This window comes from Microbacterium sp. TNHR37B (assembly GCF_001620065.1).
Classification (GTDB): Bacteria; Actinomycetota; Actinomycetes; order Actinomycetales; family Microbacteriaceae; genus Microbacterium.
Window position 1 is genome coordinate 517,706 of the sequence record NZ_LQGV01000003.1, and the last position, 22,447, is coordinate 540,152.

General features: G+C 71.4%; 21 protein-coding genes. 11 read left to right on the forward strand and 10 right to left on the reverse strand.

All coding sequences use genetic code 11. From position 1 onward, the window contains the following. The first annotated feature begins 11 nt into the window (after nt 1-11). The gene (locus tag AVP41_RS10655; RefSeq protein ID WP_067164149.1) at nt 12-785 is read left to right on the forward strand and encodes a DNA-formamidopyrimidine glycosylase family protein; all 774 of its coding nucleotides are present in this window, start codon (nt 12-14) and stop codon (nt 783-785) included. Nucleotides 786-794: 9 nt separating this feature from the next. Here the strand turns inward: AVP41_RS10655 and AVP41_RS10660 are convergent, their stop codons facing one another. Continuing rightward, entirely contained in the window at nt 795-1,403 is a 609-nt protein-coding gene (locus AVP41_RS10660; RefSeq protein ID WP_067164151.1) for a YitT family protein, read from the reverse strand. Nucleotides 1,404-1,603: 200 nt separating this feature from the next. On the opposite strand from AVP41_RS10660, the gene AVP41_RS10665 reads away from it, so the two are divergent. Both AVP41_RS10665 and AVP41_RS10670 read left to right on the forward strand, forming a co-directional pair. Then, nucleotides 1,604-2,011, forward strand: coding sequence for a transferase (locus AVP41_RS10665; RefSeq protein WP_067164153.1), 408 nt, complete (start codon nt 1,604-1,606; stop codon nt 2,009-2,011). A gap of 67 nt (nt 2,012-2,078) precedes the next feature. Then, nucleotides 2,079-2,696: a thermonuclease family protein gene (locus AVP41_RS10670; RefSeq protein ID WP_067164155.1), complete on the forward strand. Its 618-nt coding sequence runs from the start codon at nt 2,079-2,081 to the stop codon at nt 2,694-2,696. A gap of 31 nt (nt 2,697-2,727) precedes the next feature. On the opposite strand, the gene AVP41_RS10675 is transcribed toward AVP41_RS10670, so the two are convergent. Then, nucleotides 2,728-3,126, reverse strand: coding sequence for a DUF1304 domain-containing protein (locus tag AVP41_RS10675; RefSeq protein WP_197464314.1), 399 nt, complete (start codon nt 3,124-3,126; stop codon nt 2,728-2,730). Nucleotides 3,127-3,157: 31 nt separating this feature from the next. On the opposite strand from AVP41_RS10675, the gene AVP41_RS10680 reads away from it, so the two are divergent. After that, nucleotides 3,158-3,901, forward strand: a complete 744-nt coding sequence (locus AVP41_RS10680) for a LysR family substrate-binding domain-containing protein (RefSeq protein WP_067164157.1) — start codon at nt 3,158-3,160, stop codon at nt 3,899-3,901. Nucleotides 3,902-4,231: 330 nt separating this feature from the next. Here AVP41_RS10680 and AVP41_RS10685 read toward each other — a convergent pair whose 3' ends face one another. The 4 genes from AVP41_RS10685 to AVP41_RS10700 all read right to left on the reverse strand — a co-directional run bounded on the left by AVP41_RS10685 (nt 4,232) and on the right by AVP41_RS10700 (nt 9,603). After that, nucleotides 4,232-6,709, reverse strand: coding sequence for a CHAT domain-containing protein (locus AVP41_RS10685; RefSeq protein ID WP_067164159.1), 2,478 nt, complete (start codon nt 6,707-6,709; stop codon nt 4,232-4,234). Nucleotides 6,710-6,758: 49 nt separating this feature from the next. Continuing rightward, nucleotides 6,759-8,429, reverse strand: a complete 1,671-nt coding sequence (locus AVP41_RS10690; RefSeq protein ID WP_067164162.1) for a S8/S53 family peptidase — start codon at nt 8,427-8,429, stop codon at nt 6,759-6,761. A 78-nt stretch (nt 8,430-8,507) separates the two neighbouring features. Further along, complete coding sequence (locus AVP41_RS10695; RefSeq protein WP_067164165.1) at nt 8,508-8,972, reverse strand: hypothetical protein; 465 nt, start codon at nt 8,970-8,972, stop codon at nt 8,508-8,510. Continuing rightward, nucleotides 8,962-9,603 carry an RNA polymerase sigma factor gene (locus tag AVP41_RS10700; RefSeq protein WP_157532453.1) on the reverse strand — a complete coding sequence of 214 codons (642 nt, stop codon included), beginning with the start codon at nt 9,601-9,603 and terminating at the stop codon, nt 8,962-8,964. Before AVP41_RS10700 ends, AVP41_RS10695 begins: the two co-directional genes overlap by 11 nt. Nucleotides 9,604-9,712: 109 nt before the next feature. Here AVP41_RS10700 and AVP41_RS10705 point away from each other — a divergent pair, with 109 nt between their 5' ends. Continuing rightward, on the forward strand, nt 9,713-10,438 hold the full coding sequence (locus tag AVP41_RS10705) for a glutamine amidotransferase-related protein (protein ID WP_067164171.1): 726 nt from the start codon (nt 9,713-9,715) through the stop codon (nt 10,436-10,438). A 61-nt stretch (nt 10,439-10,499) separates the two neighbouring features. Here AVP41_RS10705 and xylB read toward each other — a convergent pair whose 3' ends face one another. Continuing rightward, nucleotides 10,500-11,798, reverse strand: a complete 1,299-nt coding sequence (gene xylB, locus AVP41_RS10710) for a xylulokinase (protein ID WP_067164174.1) — start codon at nt 11,796-11,798, stop codon at nt 10,500-10,502. 70 nt (nt 11,799-11,868) lie between these two features. Beyond that, nucleotides 11,869-13,056 (reverse strand): xylose isomerase, encoded by a 1,188-nt coding sequence (gene xylA, locus AVP41_RS10715; protein WP_067164176.1) that lies wholly within the window; start codon nt 13,054-13,056, stop codon nt 11,869-11,871. A 111-nt stretch (nt 13,057-13,167) separates the two neighbouring features. On the opposite strand from xylA, the gene AVP41_RS10720 reads away from it, so the two are divergent. After that, complete coding sequence (locus tag AVP41_RS10720; RefSeq protein ID WP_067164178.1) at nt 13,168-14,343, forward strand: ROK family protein; 1,176 nt, start codon at nt 13,168-13,170, stop codon at nt 14,341-14,343. Here AVP41_RS10720 and AVP41_RS10725 read toward each other — a convergent pair. After that, nucleotides 14,309-15,307 carry a LacI family DNA-binding transcriptional regulator gene (locus tag AVP41_RS10725; protein WP_067164180.1) on the reverse strand — a complete coding sequence of 333 codons (999 nt, stop codon included), beginning with the start codon at nt 15,305-15,307 and terminating at the stop codon, nt 14,309-14,311. The genes AVP41_RS10720 and AVP41_RS10725 overlap by 35 nt on opposite strands. A gap of 193 nt (nt 15,308-15,500) precedes the next feature. On the opposite strand from AVP41_RS10725, the gene AVP41_RS10730 reads away from it, so the two are divergent. The 5 genes from AVP41_RS10730 (at nt 15,501) to AVP41_RS10750 (ending at nt 21,645) form a co-directional block, all read left to right on the forward strand. Further along, nucleotides 15,501-16,793: an ABC transporter substrate-binding protein gene (locus tag AVP41_RS10730; protein ID WP_067164182.1), complete on the forward strand. Its 1,293-nt coding sequence runs from the start codon at nt 15,501-15,503 to the stop codon at nt 16,791-16,793. Between the two features lie 8 nt (nt 16,794-16,801). Continuing rightward, complete coding sequence (locus AVP41_RS10735; RefSeq protein WP_067164184.1) at nt 16,802-17,821, forward strand: carbohydrate ABC transporter permease; 1,020 nt, start codon at nt 16,802-16,804, stop codon at nt 17,819-17,821. Further along, nucleotides 17,818-18,711, forward strand: a complete 894-nt coding sequence (locus AVP41_RS10740; protein ID WP_067164186.1) for a carbohydrate ABC transporter permease — start codon at nt 17,818-17,820, stop codon at nt 18,709-18,711. The genes AVP41_RS10735 and AVP41_RS10740 overlap by 4 nt, the downstream gene beginning before the upstream one ends. A gap of 82 nt (nt 18,712-18,793) precedes the next feature. Then, complete coding sequence (locus tag AVP41_RS10745; protein WP_082829245.1) at nt 18,794-21,019, forward strand: glycoside hydrolase family 3 N-terminal domain-containing protein; 2,226 nt, start codon at nt 18,794-18,796, stop codon at nt 21,017-21,019. After that, entirely contained in the window at nt 21,016-21,645 is a 630-nt protein-coding gene (locus AVP41_RS10750; RefSeq protein WP_067164190.1) for a sugar O-acetyltransferase, read from the forward strand. Before AVP41_RS10745 ends, AVP41_RS10750 begins: the two co-directional genes overlap by 4 nt. Here AVP41_RS10750 and AVP41_RS10755 read toward each other — a convergent pair. Continuing rightward, nucleotides 21,628-22,446, reverse strand: coding sequence for a TspO/MBR family protein (locus AVP41_RS10755; RefSeq protein WP_067164192.1), 819 nt, complete (start codon nt 22,444-22,446; stop codon nt 21,628-21,630). The two genes, AVP41_RS10750 and AVP41_RS10755, sit on opposite strands and share 18 nt — an antisense overlap. Nucleotide 22,447 lies beyond the last annotated feature (1 nt).

Consider the following 22,447-nt stretch of genomic DNA (forward strand, 5'->3'; position numbering starts at 1 on the left):
GAGGGCCGGCCGTGCCCGAGGGTGACACCGTCTTCCGTACGGCGCGACGTCTGCACGACGCCCTCGCCGGGCGGATCGCCACGCGGTTCGATGTCCGCGTGCCGGGAAGCGCCACAGCCGACCTGACCGGGGAGCGCATCCACGAGGTCGTGCCCCGGGGGAAGCACCTGCTCCTGCGGATCGGCGATGCCACCCTGCACTCGCACCTGAAGATGGAGGGGCATTGGGACCTCTATCGCGCGGGCGAGCGGTGGCGTGCCCCGGCTTTCCGGGCACGGGCGATCGTCGGGACCGACACCGTGGACGCCGTGGGCTTCGACCTCGCCATGGTGGAGGTACTCCCGACCGTCGACGAGGACCGCGTCGTCGGGCACCTCGGCCCCGATCCTCTCAGCCCTCAGTGGGATGCGGCGGAGGCCGCACGCAACCTCGCCTCCGATGACCGTCCCATCCACGTGGCCGTCCTCGATCAGCGCCACGTCGCGGGATTCGGCAACGAGTACGCGAACGAGCTGCTGTTCGTTCGCGGCGTTCTTCCGACCACCCCGGCATCGGAGGTGGACACGCTGGCCCTCATGGACACGGGTGCCCGCATGATCCGCGCCAACCGCGACCGGCTCGGCCGCACCTTCACGGGAGACTCTCGTCCCGGTCGCCAGACCTGGGTGTACCGGCGGGAGGGGAAGCCGTGCCGGCGCTGCGGCACGCTCATCCTGGGAACGGAACTGGGCGCCGATCCGACGGCGGAGCGCATCGTCTTCTGGTGCCCGCGCTGTCAGACCTGAGGCCCAGACTCAGCGCCCGAGGTAGCGTCCCGGGCGGTGGTTCAGGGCGAGCACCAGGTTCAGCACCACCGCTCCCGCCGCGCTCAGCACGACGCTCTGCCACGACACCACGAGGAGGGCCGCGAGGATCACGACGACGTCGAAGGCCATGAGGGTCCACCCCGCCCGGATGCCGGTGCGGTCTTGCAGGAGGAGCGCGATGATGTGGACGCCGCCGACGCTGGATCGATGACGGAAGAGGATCAGCACTCCCACACCCGCGAGGAGGTTCCCCGCCAGCGTGCCGTAGATCGGCTCGATTCCGGCGAGGGGAAGGAAGTGCTGGTGGACGAGGGCGAAGCCGGAGACGAGGCCGATGGAGGCGATGGTGCGGAGGGTGAAGTCCCATCCCCGTTTCCAGACGGCGAGCACCGCGAACGGCAGATTGATGACCGCGAACAGGAGCCAGAACGGCCACGGCGTCGCGTAGCCGAGAAGGAGCGACAGGCCGGCGGTGCCGCCGGTCACCGAACCGGCGGCGTGCAGGAGGTGGAGCCCCAGGGAGGTGATGAACGTCCCCGTGAGGAGCCCCAGCACGTCCTCGACGACGCCGTGCTCGGTGGCTTTCGCGTCGAACACGAGGGAGGGCCCCGTCGTCGGATCGCCCTGCTCGGCCGGCGGCGAGCCGCGTCGGGAGCGTGTTCGGAGGCCGGTTCCGGCGGCGACGGGGTCATTGCTCCATTGTCGCCGGTGCGAGCCGGCGTCTGGCGGCCCCGGCCGATGCTTGCGCGGGAATGAAACCCGGCGCACGCACGTTGTCGTGTGTGTCAGGAGGTCAAGTGGGCAAGAACTACGTCGACATCGAGAACGACCGGGGCGAGACACTGCGTTACCGCAAGCACGCCAATGGCCGTGGCCTGATCGCGAACGGGGCCAAGGTGCACCCGACGGCGCTGGTCGAGGCTGGCGCGTACGTGGAGCCCGGGGCGCAGGTCGCTGCGGGCGCACACATCGGGCGGGGCGTGTGGATCGAACCGGACGCCGTCATCGGCCCCGAGGTGGAGATCGCGCCGCACGCGCACATCGGCCCCGGCGCCGCCATCGGACCGCGCGCCCGGATCGGCGTGCGGGCCTTCGTCGGAGCGGGCGCACGCGTGGCCGGAGGATCCCTCATCGGCGACGATCAGTCCATCGGCGATGGGGAGGCGGTCGCGACCGACCGCCGCGGACTGCACCTGGCGGCCTGAACGTCACCCGGCGGACCGGGCTGCCTCGGAAGGCCGCCGAGCGGATCGGCTCGGCTAGCCTCGGGACATGACACGACGCCCGAGCGCCGCGCGGGTGGGTCCCGTGCTCGGCGCGGTGGTGGTGAGCGCCGCGCTGGTGGGGCTCGTGTGGTTGTGGTGGGCGTCCGGTCCGTTCGCCGGGCAGACCGGCCCGGACGAGGGGCCGGTCAGCACGCACGCGGGCTCCTCGCCCTCGACTCTTGCGGTACCGGACCGGCCGGCCGACGCCTTCCCGCTCAGGGTCGAGTACGTCTACGACGGTGACACGCTCCGGGCCGAGCCGATCTCTGGAGATTCCCCCTTCCCGCGCGGCGTCGCCCTCCGTGTGCGCTTGATCGGCATCGACGCCCCCGAAGGGACCCCGGCCGTCGAATGCGGCGCCGACGAGGCACGCGACCGGTTGCGCTCCCTTCTCCCCGAGGGGAGCACGGTGTGGGCGAGCGCCGACCGAGACCTCCGCGACCGCTACGATCGCGCGCTGCTGTATCTCTGGACCGACGACGGCGTGTTCGTGAACCACGCACTGGTCGCCGCGGGCGACGCGGTCGCGATCCGCGTCGGGCGCAATGACGCCCACGTCGCACTGCTCTCTCGCGCCGCGGCGTCCGCCGAAGCCGAGGGACGCGGGCAGTGGGGAGCCTGCTGACCGCGTCGGGGTGGACCTCGCCGTCCTCGCGTCAGGCGAGGAAGAAGAGGACGAAGCCGATCAGCGGCAGCGTGCCCTGGATGAGCGCCGGGCGCAGGTACTTCGCGCCCGAGGTCGTCAGCACGAGCGCCGCGCCGAGCATCGATCCGAGCGAGAACAGCGTCAGGGTGCGACCGGCGACCTCGGCGGCGCTGTCGGCACCCCCGGTCCAGAACAGCACGAGCCCGATCACGACCCCGATCGCGAGGAACAGGTTGTAGAAGCCCTGGTTGTACGCCATCGGCTTCGTCACGTCGGCCGCCGCCTGATCGGCCACTCCGAAGCGCTGCCACACTTTCGGCTGGGTCCACTGGATGCTCTCCATGACGAAGATGTAGACGTGGAGCAGGGCGGCCAGCGCCGCAGCGACCGTCGCGATGAGAGGGATCATGCACCGAAGATAGCGCGACTACGCTGGCTGCATGGCGGGTGGGGGCGGATCGGCGAGACGGGGCGGCCGCCCGCGTCGCACGACGGGAACCCCGCACCACCGCCCGCAGAGCGCGGGGCGTGCGCCCGGACGCGACGCGCGTCGGGTTCCGGCACCTGCCGAGACCGCCCCGCCGCTTCCTCCCGGCCCGTTCCGCTTGGGCGCTGTCGCCGGCACGACGCCGGGCAAGTGGATCGATGCGTGGCGCTCCCGCCTGCCGGGAGTCGAGCTGGAGCTCATCCCCCTCGACGTCGCCGACCAGCGTGAGCGACTGCTGTCGGGCGAGCTCGACGCCGCGCTCGTGCGACTGCCGCTGCGCCGCGACGATCTCCATGTCATCGCCCTGTACGACGAGGTGCCCGTCGTCGTCTGCGCCGCCGATTCGCATCTCACCGCCGCAGACGAGCTCACGGTCGACGATCTCGCCGGCGAAGTCGTCGTCCGTTCCCGCGATGCCGTGATCGAGGTCGAGGTGCCCGGCGCCGTCCCCGCGGCGTTCGCGCCGCCCGAGACCACCGAAGACGCCATCGCGACGGTCGCGACGGGCATCGGCGTCACGATCGTGCCGATGTCGCTGGCGCGCCTCCACCACCGCAAGGACGTGGACTACCGGCCCCTCCCCGAGGGACCCGTCTCCACGGTGGCCCTGGCGTGGCCGAGCGAGGCGCCCTCTGCGCTCGTCGACGTCTTCGTCGGGATCGTCCGAGGCCGCACCGCCAACTCCTCGCGCGGCTGAGTCGAACGCGTGGCCCCGCCGGGCCCTCCCCCGGCCCGGCGGGGCCACCCGCCTGAGGAGAACCCGCCCCCACGGACTCCCCGAGGGGCCGGCGGTGCCCCCCGACCCCGCCGGCCCGAAGATCCGGTGTCCCCCAGGTGTCCCGGTCTTCATGAACGACGGAGCTCTGATCCCCACGGGGATGACGACTGCATCCCCATGCAGGGCGTCACGTTGTCGTTCATGGATGAGGAGGGCGTCACGGTTCCCGTGATACATCCGGCGCAGATTTTTCTCGCGGACTCTCGGGAGGGGGACCGGCAGAGGCCGCTCGAGCGCCGCCGGCGGCGATCAGAGGCCCGCGCCGTGGCACTGGAACGGCGCGACGATTCCCGTCTCCCGCTGCGCGGCCGCCAGCGCCTCCGCCGGGCGCGCGCCGCCCGCGAGGTGCGTGTGCATCGCCGCGAGCAGTTCGCAGGCGTCGTCGTCGGCAACGACCACGGGCGCGGCGATCACGCACTCGGCGCCCGCGTGCAGCCAGGCGCGCGTCATCCCCACCGCTTCCTCCCCCCACCGCACCGACGATCGTCCCACCTCGCACGCGGACAGCACGACGACGCGTGGCACGCGCGGGATCCGATCGATGTCGTAGCCGAAGAGCACACCGTCGCCGAGCTCGAGACCGGAGAAGAGCGGGTTGTCGGCCGCGTGGCGACCGTGCGCGGCGATGTGCAGCACGTCGACGTCGGCGGCGAGTGCGGTCACCGCCGCCACGGCCGCCTCCGTCCCGGTGCGGACCCGGGGGGAGCGCCACGATGCGGCGGCCGCCGTGACCTCCTCGACGGCGCGAGCGACACGCGGCCCCGCGACGAACGCCGCGGTCTGCACGGGCGCGCTCGTCGTGCGCGCCCAGCGCGACACTGAGCCGGGGAGCGTGAAAGCACGGCCCCGGAGACCGGGGAACATGCTCCAAGGAACCCCGGCGAGGACACCGGGCGAGGAGATGACCAGCCGCCGGGCCGCGGTGTGCCGGAGGGGCTCCTCCACCAGGACACGCGACAACTCGCGCAGTCGGGCATCGAGGGAACGGCGGATGACGTCGGCCATGGGCCCGGTGCGCACCGAGGCGGTCATGTCGAGGTCGGCGCGGAGCCCCGGGAGTGCGGCACGCGCCGACTCCCATCCGGTGAGCTCGACGAGGACGGCGGTCGCTGCCGTCGCGACCACGCAGAAGAGGCCGTCGGTGCTGTACACGTAGGAGAGGACGGCGGTGTCGTCGTCCAAGCGGGTGCGGAGCTCGTCGAGGTCCATCCGGGTCTCGACGTCGGCGGCTCCCGTGCTCATCCACTGCTTGTGCCGTACCCGGTCGCCGAGCTCGACCGCCCGCGGGTCGGACAGCCAGTCGGCTCCGGGAAGGTCGGCGCGGAGCATCCGGAGCTCGGCGAGATCGGCAGCCAGCTCCGCGTCAGGGGGCGGGCGCAGCGGCACCACCTGCTGACTGAGCTGACGCGCACGTTCCGACCATTCGAAGACGAGCGCAGGATCGGCCGTCCGCAGCGCCGCGTCGATCCCGATGAGCAGCAGGTTCTGTCCGTGCATCGCCAACGAGGCCTGGAGGTCCAGGCTGCCGTACGACGATCGCCACGCGGTGAGCTCCTCCAGGCCATCGGCGGCGAGTCGCAACGCCGTACGGCGGCGCGCCGGAGCTGCCGCGCGCAGCGCACGCGTGGCCCGCACCTCGTGGGCCAGCAGACGCACCTCCAGGGACGCCGACGATGCCAGCCGGGGAAGACGCCCCGGCGGCCGGTCGTGGCGCGCACGCCATAGCTCGCGCGTGAGCCGGAGGGCGTCGGCCTCGTTGTGGAGCTTCGCGCGCGACAGTCCGCGGGACACCCGATCGATCTCGCCGTCATCGCCGGGGGGTGTGAGCTCGACGAGGCGACCGGAGCGGTCCATGTCGCCTCCGGCCAGCCGCGCGCGCAGGCGGATTCCGTCAGCCCGGAGCGCCCACGACGCCGCGCCCAGCTCCGTGAACCGCGCGGCCGCGACACCGGCCACCTGCTCGGCACGGACGGGATCGTGACGCAAGAGCGACTTGGCGAGATGGTGCTCCGCCTCGCCGCGGGCCTGCGGCATCCCATCCGCACCGAACGCCTCCGCCGCTGCGGCCAGGAGCCGCTCCGCCTCGGTCACCAGGCCCGCGTCGCGCAGCACCTCGGCGCGGTCGGAGTCGCTGATGGCCGCGTTGGCCGCAGACTCACCCGCAAGGATCGGCCGCGCCGCCGCCATCTCGCGCATCGCCCGGACGAGATCGCCCTCCAGCAGCGCGACGTAGCCGAGGTTGTGCCGCGCTTCGGCCAGCTCGACCGGCGTGCCCTGCGCGGCGAACACGTCGAGCGTCGCTTCCAGATCGGCGGCGCTGGCGGCCAGATCGCGCCGCTGCATGTGGATGAGGCTGCGGTTCACCCGCAGATTCGCCACCGCGATCGCGTCGTCGGGGATCGTGTCGATCGCGAGCTGGAGCCATTCGAGGGCCTCGTCGAGGCGGCCCTGGTTCATGAGGAGCGTCCCGAGCTGCCCGGCCAGCACCCCTCGCGTGTGCGGCGAGAGGGCCGGGTCGTCGAGAGCCTCGCGGCACAGGCGCTCCCCTTCGGCCGGATCGCCGGTCTGAACGAGCACGTACGAGAGCGTCCCAGCGATCCGGGCGCGGAGATCCACGCCCTCGGCGATCTCCGCGGCGGCAACCAGCGCCTCCTTCGCCTCGGCGTAGCGACGCTGGTTGGTCAGGGAGAGAGCCTGTTCGTATGCGTCATCCGCGGCCGCTGCCATACCCCCCAGCATGCCCTGTGCGGCAGCCGCGCGCGCAGGGAGGGGATGCTCACTCCGCGGACAGGGCCGCCTCGCATGCCGCACGGAGGGCGTTGACGGCCCCGTCTGGACGCTCGCCCGCCAGGGAAGGGGCACCGAGAACATGCGCGATCCGTCCCGCGATCAGGGGTGCGGCGAACGACGTGCCGCTCCACACCGCGAATCCCCCGCGGAAATCCTCGGGGCCGATCGTGAGGCGCTGGCGCCCGTAGACATCGTCGCGCGCGGAGGCCTGGATGCCGCCGTAGAAGTCGGGGAGCGTGCTGACGATCGCCGCCCCCGGCGCATAGGTACGCACCCACGGTCCGACGTTGGAGAAGAGCGCCGTCGTGCGGCGGTCGGGATTGAGTGCACCGACCGAGACGTGGGGCGCGCCTGCGTCCGGCACGATGCCGTTGTCGGCGCCGGGCCAGGCCCACAGCGAGGCGGGGAAGGTCGGCCGGTCGATCGCGTCGTTCCCCGCCGAGGCCACGATCGCCGTGCCCATCGCGCGCAGCAGCGAGAGGAGGTCGTAGAGGTCACGCGTGTAGAGACCGTCCTGGGGGGTCTCGTGGTAATAGCCGAGCGACAGATTGACGACGTCGATCGGACGTCCGCCCTTCTTGCCGTGCCGGTGCCGGTAGACGAGGACGGCGAGATCCTCCAGGACGGCGAGGAGGTTCGACTCCTCGACCATGCCGAGGGCATCGGCCACGCGGATCGCCAGGATGTCGGCATCCGGCGCGGTCTGGCGCACGATCCCGGCGATGAAGGTGCCGTGGCCGGCCACCGGGTCGAGCTCGCCGTCGAGTGGTCCGTAGAGGTCGGGGTAGATCTCGGGATTCGCCTCGTCGTCGAGGCCGATGACGCGTCCGTCGAGCATCACGTGACGATCGACGATGTCGCCGGGAAGCCAGCTGTGCGCTCCCGCCCCGGTGTCGAGCACCGCGACGACCGCTCGCCGGCGACCGCGCGGGAGCTTCGACCGGATCGGCGCCGCCCCCACCCAGGCGACCGGCTGCCGCCCTCCCGACCCGCAGTCGTCGTACTCGCCCACCGGATTGGACTTCGTGAAGGGGTTCGACTTCGTGAACGGATTGGACTTGGTGAAGGGGTTCGACTTCGTGAACGGGTTCGACTTCGTGAACGGGTTCACCCCGATCGGGTCGACCGTGAGGACGTGGTCGAGCCCCACCCGGTCGGCGCCGACCTTGCGCAGGGCCGCCGCCGGATCTCCGCCGGTGCGGCCCAGCCCCCCACCGCCCAGAGCGTCGCGGCGCACCTGCTGCAGCACGCGCCAGGCATCCGGAAGCGCCGGGGAGATCCCTCCGGCTCCCTCTTCCGGCGTGGTCAGCCGCACCCGCAGCACGCGCGGGGCGCCGGGAATGCGTTCGCCGGGAAGCTCCCCCCGGACCAGCGCCGTGCCGTCGAGGCGCTCCGGGACGACGCCCCAGCCGAACGCGCGGGCCGCCTCCCGCACCCGGCTGTACGGCCCGTCCCCGGTCTCGAGGTCGCCGTCGCCGGGCGCGAGGCTGAGGAGCAGCCGATCGGGCACATACGCGGTCTGGAAGGCCTCGATGCCGTCCAGCGGCTCGGTCCCGGGATCGAGCACCGTCGCGGAGATCACCGATCCGCGGGCGCGATCGCGCCAGGACCAGCCCTTCGGCTGCGGCGTGCGGCCGTCTCGTTCGTCGTCGACCATGCGTCATCCTCTCGTCGGCGCAGCCGGACGGGCACCGGCGGCGATGGGGGTGCGAGGCGGTGGGTCTCGCGGGTGGAGCTAGACCTCGAAGCGGGGAGTGTGGAGCTCTGCGGGCGTGCCGGCCTCCGTCGTCTCCTCCAGCACGATGCGCAGCCGCGTCATGCCGCTGGGCACGTCGTCGAAGGCGAAGCGCCCGTGCTCGGGCACGGCGCTCCAGGTGTGCTCGTCCTGTTCGATCTCGACCGAGACGGCGGCGGCGTCGATCCAGCCGTCCACTCGGCGTCGGCCGTCGGCGGCAGCGACGACGTGGACGAGCACGCTCGCCGTCCCGTCGCTGAACTGCAGCGTGAGGGCATCGGCATCGCCACGGACCGCCGCCAACTCGGTCTGCGAGACCAAGGTCAGCAGCGCATACTCGCGCGAGAGATCGGCGGTGGCCACCGACGCCACCATCCGGTCGACGAGGTCGGCCGGCATCGGGTCGATCTCCTCCCAGGTGCGCCGGAGCGCGTGGAACAGTACAGCGTCGTCGTCAGCGCCCATGGGCGTCTCCCGTCCATCCGTCCGCGGCGAGAGCCGCGCGAAGCTTGCCCAGACAACGCTGGCGCGTGGGGCCGATCGATCCGACCGGCATCGACAGGTCGGCGGCAAGTCGGGCGTAGTCGGGGCGCTCCTCGAAGGCGACGACACGCAGCAGCCGTCCGCACCGGTCGTCGAGGGTGCGGACCGCCCGCCACAGGCGATGGTCGCTGTCGGCGGTCTGCGCGTGCGCCTCGGCGGATGCGGTCACCTCCAGGAGCGGCTCGATCTCCACGTCTTCGGTGGGACGGACCCGCTGCTGCGCGCGAGCCGTTCGCCACGCCTCGCGGCGCGCGCACGTGGTGAGCCACCCCGCCACGGCCCGCTCGTCGGCGATGCCGTCGTGGCGGCGCACGAGGGTGAACCAGGTCGTCTGCACGACGTCCTCGGCGAGGGCGCGCTCCAGCCCGTACGCGCGGACGACGTGCCACAGCACCGGCGTCATGAGGCGGACGAGATCGTCCATCGCGCGCGCGTCGCCGCGCCGCCAGCGCCCGAAGGCGGCCGATGCGCGCTCCCAGATGGAGCCGTCACCGACGTCCCGCCCGTCGTCGTCCGGATCTTCCCTCACGTGCGACGGGTCGGTTGCAGTCATACCGCCCATTGTGGCCATACCGGGAGGAGTCGGGCCAGAGCCCGTCTGATACATCCGGCGCAGGAAATCTTCCGGAAGCGGATCCGACGACCCGCCTAGACTCGGGTCCATGCGTCCCCTCGTCTATCTGTGCGCGCGCCCGCAGCAGGGTGCCGCGGCCGCCGAATACGAGTCCTTCCGCACCGCGATGCGCGCGGAGGAGGCGGAACTGGAGCGGTGGGATCTCGTCGCCGCGCCGCTGCCGGCCGACGCCGTCGACCGCTGGCGGGGCTTCGTCGTCGGCGGCAGCCCGTTCAACGTCACCGATCCCGAGTCGACCAAGACCGACATCCAGCGCCGGGTCGAGGCGGACCTGGCGCGACTGGCGCACGAGGCGGCAGACGGGCGGATCGCCGGGCTCTTCACGTGCTACGGCATCGGCGTCGCCACCCGGGCCCTCGGCGGAGAGGTCACCCGCGCCCACCCCGAGGACACCGGCCCCACCGTCGTCTCGCTGACGGCCGAAGCGGCCTCCGATCCTCTCCTCGGCGGCCTCGCCGACAGGTTCGAGGCCCTCACCGCCCACAAGGAGGGCGTGGACACGCTCCCTCGGGGAGCGGTGCTCCTGGCCACGGGCGACGCATGCCCGGTACAGGCCTACCGCGCGGGTGAGCGACTGTACGCGACGCAGTTCCATCCGGAACCCACGGGGCGGGCCTTCACGGAGCGGATGGCGGTCTACCGCGACGACGGCTACTTCGCCGCGAGCGACTACGACGCCATCGCCGCCCGGGTCCTGGCCGCGTCGCTCAGCGAGCCGCCCCGCATCCTCCGCGCCTTCGCGCAGACCTTCTGACGCTCGATCCGGCCGTCGGCACGCCGCGCGCGCGGCCGGCCGAGACGCGGAGGCTCCGCGCTCAGAGTCCGAGAATCGAGGCGGCCTGGCGCGCGGCACCGAGGGCGACGTACTCCCCCGGCTCGGGGACCTCGACGGGAACGCCGAACACCTCCGGCGCGATCCGGCGCACGGCCTCGGACTGCGCGCCCCCGCCGATCAGGAGCGCTCGCTCGATCGGCACGCCGAGCTCGCGGAGCGCTGCGAGGCCCGCGCCGAGCCCGCCGAGCATGCCCTCGACCGCGGCGCGGGCGAGGTTCTCGCGCGTCGTCGAGGCGAGGGTCATGCCCGTCAGCGACGCGGTGGCATCGGGGAGGTTGGGCGTGCGCTCACCCTCGAAGTACGGCACGAGCGTCAGTCCGCCGGCGCCCGGCTGTGCCGCCAGCGCGAGGCGCGAGAGCTCGTGGTGGTCGACGCCGAGCAGGCGTGCGATCGCGTCGAGGACGCGCGCCGCATTGAGGGTGACGACGATGGGGAGGAAGTGCCCGTCGGCATCGGCGAAGCCCGCGACGGTTCCCGACGCATCGCGGACGGGCTTGTCGCTGATCGCGAAGACCGTGCCGCTCGTTCCGATCGAGACGACCACATCGCCCACCCGCGCCCCGACCCCGAGGCCCGCACCGGCGTTGTCGCCCGCCCCCGGACCCACGCGGCGTCCGGCCGCGTCGGTCACCGACTCCCGCGGTCCGAGGACGCGCGGCAGAACGACGTCGTGACCGAGCGCGGCGACGAGCAACTCGCGGTCGTACCCGTCGTCGTCGGGGTTCCAGTACCCGGTCCCCGAGGCATCCGAACGGTCGGTCACCAGCTCCGCCAGGTCGGGGTTCTCGCCCGAGCGGGGACCGTAGCCCCGCAGTCGCCACGTGAGCCAGTCGTGCGGCAGGGCGACCGCCGCGACGCGCTCGGCGTTCTCGGGCTCGTGGTCGCGCAGCCACCGCAGCTTGGTGATCGTGAAGGAGGCGACGGGGACCAGGCCGGTCCGGCGCACCAGCTCCTCGGCGCCGAACTCGGCGATGAGGTCGCTGGCCGCTCCGGCCGACCGGGTGTCGTTCCACAGCAACGCGTCACGGACCACCGCGCCGGTGGCATCGAGCGCCACCATCCCGTGCTGCTGCCCGCCGACCGCCCACGCGGCGACATCGTCCATGCCGCCGGCGGCGTCGATCGCCTGCTGCAGCGCGGCCCACCAGGCTTCGGGATCGACATTCGTGCCGTCGGGATGCGAGGCGCGCCCCTGACGCACGATCCTCCCGCTGTCGGTGTCGACGATCACGACCTTGCACGATTGCGTCGAGGAGTCGACGCCCATCACCAGTGCCATTGCGGCTTCCTTCTGCGGATCGAGGGAACCGGCCGCCCGCAGCGCGGACGACCGGTTCACGAGGGGTGGGTCAGCGGGCGCCGAGCAGGTGCTCGGTCGCGAGCTGCTGCAGTCGCACGAAGCCGAAGCCCTTGCCGCCGAGGTACGCGTCGGTGTCGAAGTCCTCGTACGCGGAGCGGTCCGCGACGAAGTCGTCGTAGGTCTCCCCTTCGGCGAAGGTCGGCTGCGCCAGCTCCGGAACCCGCGCGGCGGCGAGCGCCTCCTGCACCTCGGGGTCGGCGCGGAACGCGGCCGCCCGCTCCTTGAGGAGGAGGTAGGTGCGCATGTTCGCCGCGGCGGAGTCCCACACGCCCGTCTCGTCCTCGGTCCGGCTCGGCTTGTAGTCGAAGTGGCGCGGGCCGGTGTAGGCGGGGCCGCCGTTCGGGCCGCCGTTCTCGAGCAGGTCGACCAGGGCGAAGGCGTTGTGGAGGTCGCCGTGACCGAACACGAGGTCCTGGTCGTACTTGATGCCGCGCTGGCCGTTGAGGTCGATGTGGAACAGCTTGCCGTGGTACAGCGCCTGCGCGATCCCGGCGGCGAAGTTCAGGCCCGCCATCTGCTCGTGGCCGACCTCGGGGTTCAGGCCCACCAGCTCGGGACGCTCGAGCGACTCGATGAAGGCGAGGGCGTGACCCACGGTGGGAAGGAGGATGTCACCCCGGGGCTCGTTCGGCTTGGGCTCGATCGCGAACCGCAGGTCGTATCCCTTGCTCACGACGTAGTCGCCGAGGAAGTTGACCGCCTCGCGGTACCGTTCCAGCGCCTGGCGGATGTCCTTCGCGGAGTCGTACTCGGCGCCCTCGCGACCGCCCCACATGACGAAGGTCTGCGCGCCGAGCTCGGCACCGAGGTCGATCTGGCGAAGGACCTTGCGGATCGCGAAACGGCGGACGTCGCGGTCGTTCGAGGTGAACCCGCCGTCCTTGAACACGGGGGCGCTGAAGAGGTTGGTGGTGACCATGGGCACCGTCAGCCCGGTGGCGCTCAGCGCGCCCTTGAGGCGATCGATCTGGTTCTGCCGCTCCGCCTCGCTGGAGCCGAAGGCGAACAGGTCGTCGTCGTGGAAGGTGAGTCCGTACGCGCCGAGCTCGGCGAGCTTCTCGACGGCGTGGACGACGTCGAGCGCGGGACGGGTGGGACCGCCGAAGGGGTCGGTTCCGTTGTAGCCGATGGTCCAGAGTCCGAAAGTGAACTTGTCGGCGGGAGTTGGGGTGGGCATGACGCTCCTTTGCGCGACGTGCGAGTGATTGTTGTCAACGACAACCTATACCACCATCCGCTCGCGCGCCAGCCCGCGCGCCGCGTCCCACCCACGCCCTACAGTGGACGGATGCGCGACACCGTGGGAGTCAGACAGGCGAATCTCGCCCGCCTGGTGCAGTTGGTCCATCGACAAGGCCCCCTCTCCCGGGCCGCGCTCACCGAGGCGACGGGGCTGAACCGCTCCACCATCGCCGACCTCGTCGCCGACCTCGTCACCCACGGCCTCGTCGTGGAGCGGGCACCCGATCCGGTCGGGCGCGTGGGCCGCCCCTCCCCCGTCGTCGCGGCGGACCCCCGCGTGATGGCCCTCGCCATCAACCCCGAGATCGATGCCGTCACGATCGCCGCGGTCGGCCTCGACCGCACGATCGCCGCGCGGAGCCGCATCGAGGTGACCGACCCGCCGACCCCCGAAGAGACCGCCGATCTCGTCGCCGCCGAACTCGCCCGCTGGCGACGGACCGACCTGCCCGCGGCGAGGTTCGTGGCGGCCGGAGTGGCGGTTCCGGGCCTGGTCCGCGCGGAGGACGCCGTCGTGCGCGAAGCACCTCACCTGCACTGGATCGACGCGGCCCTCGGCCCGCTCCTTCGCACCGCGACGGGAATCGACACGGTCGTCGCCAACGACGCGAGCGCGGGTGTGCTGGCGGAGCACCTGTTCGGAGCCGCCCACGGCATCGACGACGTCGTCTACCTCAACGGCGGCGCGAGCGGCATCGGTGGCGGCCTCATCGTCCACGGGATCCCGGTCACCGGCGCCGGCGGCTATGCCGGCGAGTTCGGCCAGAACCGGCCCGGCATCGCCTCGCCCGACGACCGCCGCGCCGACGGCGGGGTGCTGGAAGACGAGGTCAGCCGCGCACGGCTGCTCGCCGCTGTGGGACTCTCCGGGGCCGACGAACCGACCCTCGCCGCGGCACTGGCGGGAGGAGACGCCGCCGCGCACGACGAGGTGGCTCGCCAACGTCGCATCCTCGCCACCGCGCTCGCGAACGTCGTCAACGTCCTCAACCCTCGCGTCATCGTCCTCGGCGGGTTCCTCGCGACCCTGGCGGCGGTCGGGGTGGAGGAGCTCGCCGACGCGGTGCGCGCGCAGGCCATGCCCGCCAACGGCGAGGACCTGTCGATCCGCCTGGCCGCGCTCGGCGAGGACCGCCTCCTGATCGGCGCGGCGGAGGTCGCCTTCGCCGAGCTGCTGCGCGACCCCGTCAGCGCGGCGGCGCCGTCGTCGCCCGCGGGATGAGCTTGGTCGGCAGGCGCAAGTGGGTCGAGACCGGCTCCTCGCCCTGCATGAACGCCAGGAGCATGCCCGCCGCTTCCGCCCCGAGGCGCCCCATCGGCTGACGCACCGTCGTCAGGGGCGCGGGCAGGCGCGTCGCCTCCGGGATGTCGTCGAATCCGATGATCGACAGGTCGCCCGGTACGTCGATCCCGAGCTCCGAGGCGACCTGCAGGATGGCGAGCGCGGAGATGTCGTTGGCCGCGAAGATCGCCGTGGGGCGGGAGGAGGCCGAGAGCATCTCGATCGCGACCTCGCGAACGGTCTCCTCGCGATAGCGACCGGAGGCGACGAAGGCGGGCTCGAAGCGGATGCCGGCGTCGGCCAAGGCGCTCCGGTATCCGGCGTCGCGGGCGATCGAGGAGCGCAGGTCGGCGCGTCCGGCGATGAACCCGATCCGGCGGTGCCCCAGCTCGATCAGGTAGCGCGTGGCCTCGCGGGCGCCTCCGAAGCTGTCGCACTCCACGATGGGGAGGTCGGCGCGACCGGTATGCGGGTCGATGGCGACGACCGGGACATCGGTGTTCACATTGACGACGGTGGGGGTCACCATGATGGCGCCGTCGATGAGCGTGCCGCTCAGTCGTGAGAGCGACCGACGCTCCCACCCCTCCTCGTCGCCGCGCGAGCCCGTGTAGGCGAGGAGATCGTAGGGGGCGTCCCGCAAGGCCTCGCCGACCCCTTTGAGCACCTCGGCGCTGAAGGGCTCGAAGTCGGCCACGAGCACGCCGATGACGCCGGTGCGTCGTGCGCGCATGCTGCTCGCGATGAGACTGGACTCGTAGCCGAGGTCGGCCACCGCTTCGAGCACACGGTCCACCGTGGCTCGCGCGACGCCGTAACGACCGTTGACCGCCTTGGACACGGTCGCCACCGAGACGCCGGCGCGCGCGGCGACATCGTGGATCGTCGGACGATGGCCGGTCATACCGAGAGGATAACGGAATGGAAAACGGTTTCGAAAACGTTTGACACGTGTTTGTTGTGCGCAGAAACTTATGGCGGCCGGACAGCCCGGACTCGGATCCCCGCCCGGGAGTACCCGCTCCCGCACGGCGGAGAACCGCCCGTCCTCGCAGCATCGCGAGGGACGCCGACTCGACGAAGAGAACAGGAATCACATGAAAGCCAAGAAGATCCTGGCCGGAGCGACGCTCCTGGTCGCGAGCTCGCTTGCTCTGAGCGCGTGTACCGGCGGAGGTGACACCCCCAACTCCGGCGACGGCCCCGTGGAGATGACGCTCTGGCAGAACTCCACCACCGGCGCCGGCCAGCAGTTCTGGAAGGACGCGATCGCCGCGTTCGAGAAGGAGAACAAGAACGTCACGATCAAGATGCAGTCCGTCCAGAACGAGGACATGGACGGCAAGCTGCAGACGGCGCTGAACGCCGGCGACCCGCCGGACATCTTCCTTCAGCGCGGCGGCGGCAAGATGACCGCGATGGTCCAGGCGGGCCAGCTGATGGACCTGACCGACCTCATCAGCGACACCGCCCGCAAGGAGATCTCCGACGGGTCCTTCAAGGCGGAGACCTACCAGGACAAGGTGTGGGCGATGCCCCTCGCCGTGCTCCCGAGCGGGTTCTGGTACAGCTCCGACCTGTTCAAGGACGCCGGGGTCTCGGCGACCCCGACCACGATCGACGAGCTCAAGACGGTCGTCGGTCAGCTCAAGGACGCCGACATCGCCCCGATCGCGCTCGGCGCGAAGGACGCGTGGCCGGCCGCGCACTGGTACTACAACTTCGCTCTGCGCGAGTGCAGCCCGAAGACCATCGAGGCCACCGGCGACTCGAAGGACTTCAGCGACCCGTGCTGGCTGAAGGCTGCGCAGGACCTGAACGACTTCGCGGCGATCCAGCCCTTCAACGAGGGCTTCCTCACCACCTCGGCACAGCAGGGCGCGGGAAGCTCCGCGGGCCTCGTCGCCAACCACAAGGCCGCGATGGAGCTCATGGGGGCCTGGGACCCGGGTGTGATCGCTTCGCTCACCCCCGACGAGAAGCCCCTCCCCGACCTCGCCTGGTTCCCCTTCCCGGAGATCAGCGGCGGCCAGGGTGAGCCCGGCTCGATGATGGGTGGCGTGGACGGGTACTCCTGCTCCGCGAAGGCCCCCAAGGAGTGCGCCGACTTCCTGAACTTCGTGGCCTCGGCCGAGCAGCAGGAGGCGTACTACAAGGCCTACAACGCCCCGCCGGTGAACACCGTCGCCCAGGGTGCCGTGACGGAGGAGTACCTGAAGCAGGTCCTCGAGGCCTACAACAAGGCGCCGTTCGTGTCGCAGTGGCTCGACACCGTGCTCGGTCAGAACGTCGGCAACGCGCTGAACGTCGCGGTCGTCGACCTGCTGGCAGGCAAGAGCACGCCGGAGCAGATGATCACCTCCGTCGCCGACGCGGCGAAGAAGGGCTGACCGGCATCATGTCACTCAGCGAGACATCTGTGACGAACACGCCGCAGACGGATCTCGCGCAGCACGGCGGGGGCGGTCACACGCCGCCCCCGCCCTCGCCGCGCCGCCGTCCGCGAGGGATCGGCTGGTCGGGACGGCTGGAGATCCTGCTCCTGGTGGGGCCGGCTCTGGTCATCTTCCTCGGCTTCGTCATCTTCCCCGTCGTGATGGCGGCCTACTACGGCTTCTTCCGGTGGCAGGGCTACGGCGCTCCCACCGACTTCGTGGGGCTCCAGAACTACCTGGTGATCCTCACCGACCCCACCTTCATCGAGGCGCTGGGCCACAACGGCTTCATCGTCATCGCCTCGATCGTGCTCCAGGGCCCGGTCGCGGTGCTGCTGGCCCTGCTCCTGAACCGCAGGATGCGCGGGCAGTCGGTCATCCGCGTGCTGATCTTCGTGCCCTACGTCATCGCCGAGGTCGTCGTGGGCACGGGCTTCGGCCTCATGCTTCAGACCCAGGGCGCCCTCAACGGCATGCTCGAGAGCATCGGGCTCGGCGACTGGGCGCACGACTGGATCTCCGACCCCTCGATCGCCATCTGGACGCTCATGGCGATCCTGACCTGGAAGTACGTCGGATTCGCCGTGATCCTCTTCCTCGCCGGGCTCCAGGGGATCCCCGAGGAGCTCTACGAGGCGGCCGCCCTCGACGGCGCCGGGTACTGGCAGGCGCACTGGCGGATCACCCTGCCGCTGCTGGCTCCGACGCTCCGGATCTGGGCCTTCCTGTCGATCATCGGCGCCCTGCAGCTGTTCGACCTCGTCTACATCATCTGGGGCCAGTACGTGGCCTCCACGGCCGGCACCTCGACGATGGCGACCTACATGGTCGTCAACGGACGAAACGCCGGGAACTTCGGCTTCGGTAACGCCGTGGCCGTCGTGATCTTCGTCATCTCGCTCATCGTCGCCCTGATCTACCAGCGCTTCGTGCTCCGGCGCGATACCGAGGGCGCCCTCACGGAAGGGAAGAAGGGCCGATGACCACCCTCACCGCACCCGCCACCGCCGCCGTCGCCACGACCGAGCCCGGCCGCTCCCGGCGCCGCAAGGAGAAGCTCCCCTGGGGCAACCCCCTGGTGTACTTCGTCGCGCTCATCGTGATCGCGCTGATGCTCGCCCCCGTGCTCTACATCATCATCGGCGGGTTCCGCAGCAACTCCCAGATCACGGTGGACCCGGCCGGCTGGCCGGACCCGTGGAACTTCGAGAACTACCTCACGGTGCTCACCGGCCCCCAGTTCTGGGGCCAGGTGCTCAACTCCGTGATCGCGGCGACCGCCACGACGGCCGGGGTCGTCGTGCTCGGACTCATGGCCAGCTACGTCATCGCGCGCTACCGCTTCCGCGGGCGCGGCGTGCTGTACGCGCTGTTCGCCGCGGGACTCATGTTCCCCATCACCGTCGCGATCACACCGCTGTACATCGTGATCCGCGACCTCGGGCTCATGAACTCGCTCGCCGGCATCATCCTGCCCCAGATCGCGTTCGCCCTGCCGACGACCATCATCATCCTGGTGCCCTTCCTGCGGGCGATCCCCGACGAGATCCAGGAGGCGGCGTTCATCGACGGCTGCGGCCGGCTGGGCTTCTTCTGGCGCATGGTGCTGCCCTTGTCGATCCCCGGCGTCATCACGGTGGGCATCCTCGCCTTCATCGGCAGCTGGAACAGCTACCTGCTGCCGCTGTTCATCCTGAACAACGAAGCCACCTACACCCTGCCGCTGGGCGTCCAGGCGTTCTCGTCGCAGTACTCGGTCGACACGGCCAAGGTCCTCGCCTTCACCTCTCTGTCGATGATCCCCGCACTCGTGTTCTTCAGCCTCTTCGAGCGGCGCATCGTCGGTGGACTCACCGGCGCCGTCAAGGGCTGAGACCACCCCCATTGAAGGAGCTACGGCAGTGACACTGACCGACCCCGCCCTCTCCACGCGCGTCTCCGACCTGCTCGCGCAGATGACCCTCGACGAGAAGCTCGCCCAACTGGTCGGCTTCTGGGTCGACCAGGGTGACGAAGTCGTCGCGCCGATGGCGGGCGAGATGGCGACCTCGACCCGCTATGAGGACGCGACCGTCCACGGCCTCGGCCACCTGACGCGCATCTACGGCACCCGCCCCGTCGACCCCGTCGAACGTGCGGCGTGGCTGTGGGCCGAGCAGCGCCGCCTGGTCACCGAGACCCGTCTCGGGATCCCCGCCCTCGTCCACGAGGAGTGTCTGACGGGGTTGGCGGCGTGGAAGGCGGCCACCTTCCCGACCCCGCTCGCGTGGGGCGCGTCGTTCGATCCCGCCCTGGTGGAGGAGATGGCCGAGCTCATCGGCGGATCGATGCGGGACCTGGGGATCCACCAGGGGCTCGCCCCCGTGCTCGACGTGATCCGCGACCCGCGCTGGGGACGCGTGGACGAGTGCATCGCGGAAGACCCCTACGTCGTGGGGGTGATCGGCACCGCCTACGTGCGGGGACTGCAAGACGCGGGCGTGCATGCGACGCTCAAGCACTTCGTCGGGTACTCCGCGTCGCAAGCGGGCCGCAACCACGCCCCCGTGCACGCCGGCCCGCGTGAGCTGGCCGACGTGTTCCTGCCGCCCTTCGAGATGGCGGTGCGCGACGGCGGCGTGCGCTCGGTCATGAACTCCTATGCCGAGATCGACGGCGTCCCGGTCGCCGCGACCACCGAATACCTCACCGATCTCCTGCGCGAGACGTGGGGCTTCGACGGCATCGTGGTCTCGGACTACTTCGCGGTGGCCTTCCTCCACACCATGCACGCCGTCGCCCGGGATCGGGGCGAGGCGGCACGGCTGGCGCTGGAAGCCGGGATCGACATCGAGCTGCCGACCGGTGACGCCTACACGGAGCCGCTCGCGGCGATGGTGCGGGCCGGCCTCGTCGACGAGGCGCTGGTCGACCGCGCCGTCGCGCGGGCGCTCGCCCAGAAGGACGAGCTGGGCCTGCTGGACGCGACGTTCGATTCCCCGCCGACTGAGATCGACCTCGACTCCCCCGCCCACCGTGCCGTCGCCGCGCGCCTGGCGGAGGAATCGGTGGTCCTCCTCCGCAACGACGGCGTGCTGCCGCTGTCCCGCCCCGCGCGGGTCGCGGTCGTGGGGCCGAACGCGGACAGCTCCGAGGCCCTGATGGGCTGCTACTCGTTCGCCAACCACGTGCTGGCGCACCACCCGGAGGTACCGCTGGGCTTCGAGATCCCGACGCTCGCCGCCTCCCTGGCGGCGACGCTTCCCGATGCTCGGATCGACGTCGCACTCGGATGCGCGGCGGAAGGCACCGACCGTTCCGGGTTCGTGGAGGCGGAGCTGCTCGTCCGTGACGCCGACGTGGCGATCGTCGCGGTCGGCGACCGAGCGGGCCTGTTCGGACGCGGCACGGTGGGCGAGGGGAACGACGTCGACTCCCTCGAGCTCCCGGGCGTCCAGCGCGAACTCGTCCAGCGGCTCATCGCGACGGGGACCCCGGTGGTGCTCGTGGTCCTCTCCGGCCGTCCGTACGCGATCGACTGGGCGCTGGACGGCGAGCACGCCGCAGCGGCCGTCGTGCAGGCTTTCTTCCCCGGTGAAGAGGGCGGCGGCGCGATCGCGCGCATCCTCACCGGCGCGGCCACCCCTTCGGGGCGCCTGCCCGTCACACTCCCACGCTCCGCCGGCGCACAGCCGTACTCGTACCTGCACCCGTTCCTGGGCGGCCCGAACGAGATCACGAGCGCCGACAACACCCCCGTCCGCCCGTTCGGATTCGGGCTGTCCTACACGACCTTCGAGCGCAGCGACCTGAGCACCCCCGCCGAGGTCGACGCGTCGGGCCGGTTCGCCGCCACGGTGCGCGTGCGCAACACCGGAACCCGCGCCGGAACCGACGTCGTGCAGCTCTACGCGCGCGATGTGGTGGCCAGTGTCACGCGTCCCGTGGCGCAGCTGGTGGGCTTCGCGCGGGTCTCTCTCGAGCCGGGCGAGAGCGCGACCGTCCGCTTCGACGTCCCGACCGCGCGGTTCGCGTTCACGGGTCGGAAGGGCGAGCGGATCGTGGAGCCCGGGACGATCGAGCTGTGGGTGGGGGGCTCCTGCGCCGACCGCGAGACCCAGACCGGTGTGGAGCTGACCGGCCAGGTGCACACCGTGACGGCCGCCGATGCCCGGATCGTCGACGTCGAGATCGTGCGATGAGTGAAGCGGTGGCGGTCAGCGACCGGTTGGCGCGCCTCATCCGGGAGCACGACGATGTCCGCGCCCTGTTCGCCGAGGAATGGATCCAGTACCGCACCTCGGCGAAGCTCCCCGACCTCACCTGGGAGGCGCAGTCGGTCTGCGCACGGATCAACCGCGTGTACTTCGACGACCCCGGCGAGGCGATGCGGCTCTTCCATGAGCTGATCCCGGGGGCAGGCACCGGCATCGACTTCCGGCCACCGATCAACCTCGACTACGGCGTGGGCCTGACGATCGGCGACGGGACGTTCCTCAACAAGGACTTCCTCATCGTCGGCGGCGGGTACGTGACGATCGGGCGCGACTGTCTCATCGGACCGCGCTGCAGCATCTACACGCCGAACCACGCGGAGGATCGCGAGCGCCGGCGCGCCGGGTGGGAGCGCGCGAGCGCCGTCACGATCGGCGACGACGTGTGGCTGGGCGGTTCGGTCACGATCACCCCGGGAGTGACGATCGGCGACGACGCGATCATCGGCGCCGGCTCGGTGGTCACCCGTGACATCCCTGCGGGGGTCGTCGCGGTGGGAAACCCGTGCCGGGTGCTGCGGCCGATCGCGGACGACTCACCGCGGAACGGCTGACCGGCCCCGCGACGAGAGCCGTGCCGCCACGGCGGCGATCAGCACGACGGCCGCCACGACGAACGCCGTGATCCCGACGGCATTCGACGCCGGCTCGCCCGTCGTCCGGGCCACCCCGATCCACACGAGTCCCCACGCCATGGCCAGCGCCGGTGCGATGCGTCCCCCGGTCCGCCACGCCAGAGCGAGGCCGACGAGGGCGACGACGACGAGCACCGCGATGCCCGCGCCGTCCTGATAAGCCGCCCAGGAGGGCGGTGCGACCTCGGTGGTGAGCCAGGCCGTGATGTTCGCGACGGTCGCCAGCGACACCCATCCGAGGTGCAGCCCGACCGTTCCGTCCAGGAGCACGACGTCGACCAGGGAGTCGGGGCGGTGCCGCGAGAGCACTCGGAGCGTGGCGCCGAGCACGACGAGAAGAAGGATGATCGCGACGACGGTGGCCACGAGGTTGAGGAACTGCGACGCCAGCAGCCAGCCGCCATTGAGCACGGCGGATGCGGCGACCCACCAGCCGGCCGCCCGTTGCCGCTCGCGCGCGCGTTGGCCGGGAAGGGCCTGCCAGACCGTGTAGCCGATCATCAGCAGGTAGATGACGGTCCAGATGCCGAAGGCGGGGCGGTCGGGAGCGAGCACCGTCGCGTCGGCATCGAGGGCGCCGCCCTGCAGGTCGCGAACGTTCGTGCCGCCGAACAGCCCCGTGCCGACCATCGCGGCGACGATCATGAAGCACGTGGCCGAGATCACCCCGATCTGGCGGACGAGGTCGGAGGGGGAAGCCGTGTCGGAGGAGGGCGTCATG

Bases quoted from the DNA above. Each gene is read 5' to 3' on its own strand.
- AVP41_RS10700 (WP_157532453.1), bottom strand. From the start codon at position 9,603: ATGACTGCAACCGACCCGTCGCACGTGAGGGAAGATCCGGACGACGAC.
- xylA (WP_067164176.1), bottom strand. From the start codon at position 13,056: ATGCCCACCCCAACTCCCGCCGACAAGTTCACTTTCGGACTCTGGACC.
- AVP41_RS10670 (WP_067164155.1), top strand. From the start codon at position 2,079: ATGACACGACGCCCGAGCGCCGCGCGGGTGGGTCCCGTGCTCGGCGCG.
- xylB (WP_067164174.1), bottom strand. From the start codon at position 11,798: ATGGCACTGGTGATGGGCGTCGACTCCTCGACGCAATCGTGCAAGGTC.
- AVP41_RS10740 (WP_067164186.1), top strand. From the start codon at position 17,818: ATGACCACCCTCACCGCACCCGCCACCGCCGCCGTCGCCACGACCGAG.
- AVP41_RS10750 (WP_067164190.1), top strand. From the start codon at position 21,016: ATGAGTGAAGCGGTGGCGGTCAGCGACCGGTTGGCGCGCCTCATCCGG.
- AVP41_RS10735 (WP_067164184.1), top strand. From the start codon at position 16,802: ATGTCACTCAGCGAGACATCTGTGACGAACACGCCGCAGACGGATCTC.
- AVP41_RS10690 (WP_067164162.1), bottom strand. From the start codon at position 8,429: ATGGTCGACGACGAACGAGACGGCCGCACGCCGCAGCCGAAGGGCTGG.
- AVP41_RS10695 (WP_067164165.1), bottom strand. From the start codon at position 8,972: ATGGGCGCTGACGACGACGCTGTACTGTTCCACGCGCTCCGGCGCACC.
- AVP41_RS10725 (WP_067164180.1), bottom strand. From the start codon at position 15,307: ATGACCGGCCATCGTCCGACGATCCACGATGTCGCCGCGCGCGCCGGC.
- AVP41_RS10705 (WP_067164171.1), top strand. From the start codon at position 9,713: ATGCGTCCCCTCGTCTATCTGTGCGCGCGCCCGCAGCAGGGTGCCGCG.
- AVP41_RS10755 (WP_067164192.1), bottom strand. From the start codon at position 22,446: ATGACGCCCTCCTCCGACACGGCTTCCCCCTCCGACCTCGTCCGCCAG.
- AVP41_RS10675 (WP_197464314.1), bottom strand. From the start codon at position 3,126: ATGATCCCTCTCATCGCGACGGTCGCTGCGGCGCTGGCCGCCCTGCTC.
- AVP41_RS10730 (WP_067164182.1), top strand. From the start codon at position 15,501: ATGAAAGCCAAGAAGATCCTGGCCGGAGCGACGCTCCTGGTCGCGAGC.
- AVP41_RS10685 (WP_067164159.1), bottom strand. From the start codon at position 6,709: ATGGCAGCGGCCGCGGATGACGCATACGAACAGGCTCTCTCCCTGACC.
- AVP41_RS10680 (WP_067164157.1), top strand. From the start codon at position 3,158: ATGGCGGGTGGGGGCGGATCGGCGAGACGGGGCGGCCGCCCGCGTCGC.
- AVP41_RS10745 (WP_082829245.1), top strand. From the start codon at position 18,794: ATGACCCTCGACGAGAAGCTCGCCCAACTGGTCGGCTTCTGGGTCGAC.
- AVP41_RS10720 (WP_067164178.1), top strand. From the start codon at position 13,168: ATGCGCGACACCGTGGGAGTCAGACAGGCGAATCTCGCCCGCCTGGTG.